This window comes from Streptomyces sp. NPDC093064 (genome assembly GCF_044754605.1).
Lineage (GTDB): Bacteria > Actinomycetota > Actinomycetes > Streptomycetales > Streptomycetaceae > Streptomyces.
Genome location: NZ_JBIVPK010000132.1, coordinates 1 through 3,223 on the forward strand (window position 1 = coordinate 1; position 3,223 = coordinate 3,223).

Consider the following 3,223-nt stretch of genomic DNA (forward strand, 5'->3'; position numbering starts at 1 on the left):
TGGTCGGGTCTTCGGTTGCCGGCCCCGGTAAAAGTCTGCTTCGGCGGGCTGTGACGGGTGGTTGGTCGTTGTTTGAGAACTGCACAGTGGACGCGAGCATCTGTGGCCAAGTTTTTAAGGGCGCACGGTGGATGCCTTGGCACCAGGAACCGATGAAGGACGTGGGAGGCCACGATAGTCCCCGGGGAGTCGTCAACCAGGCTTTGATCCGGGGGTTTCCGAATGGGGAAACCCGGCAGTCGTCATGGGCTGTCACCCGCTGCTGAACTCATAGGCAGTGTGGAGGGAACGCGGGGAAGTGAAACATCTCAGTACCCGCAGGAAGAGAAAACAACCGTGATTCCGGGAGTAGTGGCGAGCGAAACTGGATGAGGCTAAACCTACGACGTGTGAGACCCGGCAGGGGTTGCGTCGTGGGGGTTGTGGGATCTCTCTTCTACGGTCTGCCGGCCGTAGGACGAGTCAGAAACCGTTGATGTAGGCGAAGGACATGCGAAAGGTCCGGCGTAGAGGGTAAGACCCCCGTAGTCGAAACGTCAACGGCTCGTTTGAGAGACACCCAAGTAGCACGGGGCCCGAGAAATCCCGTGTGAATCTGGCGGGACCACCCGCTAAGCCTAAATATTCCCTGGTGACCGATAGCGGATAGTACCGTGAGGGAATGGTGAAAAGTACCCCGGGAGGGGAGTGAAATAGTACCTGAAACCGTGTGCCTACAAGCCGTGGGAGCGTCGGAATGTGCTTGCACATTCTCGTGACTGCGTGCCTTTTGAAGAATGAGCCTGCGAGTTTGCGGTGTGTTGCGAGGTTAACCCGAGTGGGGTAGCCGTAGCGAAAGCGAGTCCGAATAGGGCGATGGAGTAGCACGCTCAAGACCCGAAGCGGAGTGATCTAGCCATGGGCAGGTTGAAGCGGAGGTAAGACTTCGTGGAGGACCGAACCCACCAGGGTTGAAAACCTGGGGGATGACCTGTGGTTAGGGGTGAAAGGCCAATCAAACTCCGTGATAGCTGGTTCTCCCCGAAATGCATTTAGGTGCAGCGTCGTGTGTTTCTTGCCGGAGGTAGAGCACTGGATAGGCGATGGGCCCTACCGGGTTACTGACCTTAGCCAAACTCCGAATGCCGGTAAGTGAGAGCGCGGCAGTGAGACTGTGGGGGATAAGCTCCATGGTCGAGAGGGAAACAGCCCAGAGCATCGACTAAGGCCCCTAAGCGTACGCTAAGTGGGAAAGGATGTGGAGTCGCACAGACAACCAGGAGGTTGGCTTAGAAGCAGCCACCCTTGAAAGAGTGCGTAATAGCTCACTGGTCTAGTGATTCCGCGCCGACAATGTAGCGGGGCTCAAGCGTACCGCCGAAGTCGTGTCATTGCGATATGTACCCCCAACGGGGATCGTGATGGGTAGGGGAGCGTCGTCTGCCGGGTGAAGCAGCCGCGTAAGCGAGTTGTGGACGGTTGACGAGTGAGAATGCAGGCATGAGTAGCGATACACACGTGAGAAACGTGTGCGCCGATTGACTAAGGGTTCCTGGGTCAAGCTGATCTGCCCAGGGTAAGTCGGGACCTAAGGCGAGGCCGACAGGCGTAGTCGATGGATAACCGGTTGATATTCCGGTACCCGCTGTGAAGCGTCAAACATCGAGCATCGTGATGCTAAGGCCGTGAAGCCGCCCCTGATCTCTTCGGAGTGAGGGGGAGTGGTGGAGCCGCTGAACCAAGCGGTTAGTAGGTGAGTGATGGGGTGACGCAGGAAGGTAGTCCATCCCGGGCGGTGGTTGTCCCGGGGTAAGGGTGTAGGACGTCAGGTAGGTAAATCCGCCTGGCATGTGTCTGAGACCTGATGCCGAGCCGATTGTGGTGAAGTGGATGATCCTATGCTGTCGAGAAAAGCCTCTAGCGAGTTTCATGGCGGCCCGTACCCTAAACCGACTCAGGTGGTCAGGTAGAGAATACCGAGGCGTTCGGGTGAACTATGGTTAAGGAACTCGGCAAAATGCCCCCGTAACTTCGGGAGAAGGGGGGCCACGCCTGGTGATCACTCTTGCAGTGTGAGCTGGGGGTGGCCGCAGAGACCAGCGAGAAGCGACTGTTTACTAAAAACACAGGTCCGTGCGAAGCCGTAAGGCGATGTATACGGACTGACGCCTGCCCGGTGCTGGAACGTTAAGGGGACCGGTTAGCTCACTTTCGGGTGGGCGAAGCTGAGAACTTAAGCGCCAGTAAACGGCGGTGGTAACTATAACCATCCTAAGGTAGCGAAATTCCTTGTCGGGTAAGTTCCGACCTGCACGAATGGCGTAACGACTTCTCGACTGTCTCAACCATAGGCCCGGTGAAATTGCACTACGAGTAAAGATGCTCGTTTCGCGCAGCAGGACGGAAAGACCCCGGGACCTTTACTACAGTTTGATATTGGTGTTCGGTTCGGCTTGTGTAGGATAGCTGGGAGACTTTGAAGTCCCAACGCCAGTTGGGGTGGAGTCGTCGTTGAAATACCAGTCTGGTCGTGCTGGATGTCTAACCTGGGTCCGTGATCCGGATCAGGGACAGTGTCTGATGGGTAGTTTAACTGGGGCGGTTGCCTCCTAAAGAGTAACGGAGGCGCCCAAAGGTTCCCTCAGCCTGGTTGGCAATCAGGTGTTGAGTGTAAGTGCACAAGGGAGCTTGACTGTGAGACCGACGGGTCGAGCAGGGACGAAAGTCGGGACTAGTGATCCGGCGGTGGCTTGTGGAAGCGCCGTCGCTCAACGGATAAAAGGTACCCCGGGGATAACAGGCTGATCTTCCCCAAGAGTCCATATCGACGGGATGGTTTGGCACCTCGATGTCGGCTCGTCGCATCCTGGGGCTGGAGTCGGTCCCAAGGGTTGGGCTGTTCGCCCATTAAAGCGGTACGCGAGCTGGGTTTAGAACGTCGTGAGACAGTTCGGTCCCTATCCGCTGTGCGCGTAGGAGTCTTGAGAAGGGCTGTCCCTAGTACGAGAGGACCGGGACGGACGAACCTCTGGTGTGCCAGTTGTTCTGCCAAGGGCATGGCTGGTTGGCTACGTTCGGGAGGGATAACCGCTGAAAGCATCTAAGCGGGAAGCCTGCTTCGAGATGAGGACTCCCACCCACTTGATGGGGTAAGGCTCCCAGTAGACGACTGGGTTGATAGGCCGGATCTGGAAGCACCGTGAGGTGTGGAGGTGACCGGTACTAATAGGCCGAGGGCTTGTCC

1 rRNA gene is annotated in these 3,223 nt (G+C 57.2%); it reads left to right on the forward strand.

Features of this window, described 5'->3' with window-relative positions:
* Positions 1-104 precede the first annotated feature (104 nt).
* Positions 105-3,223, forward strand: a 23S ribosomal RNA gene (locus tag ACIQFZ_RS43315); the annotation flags it as partial.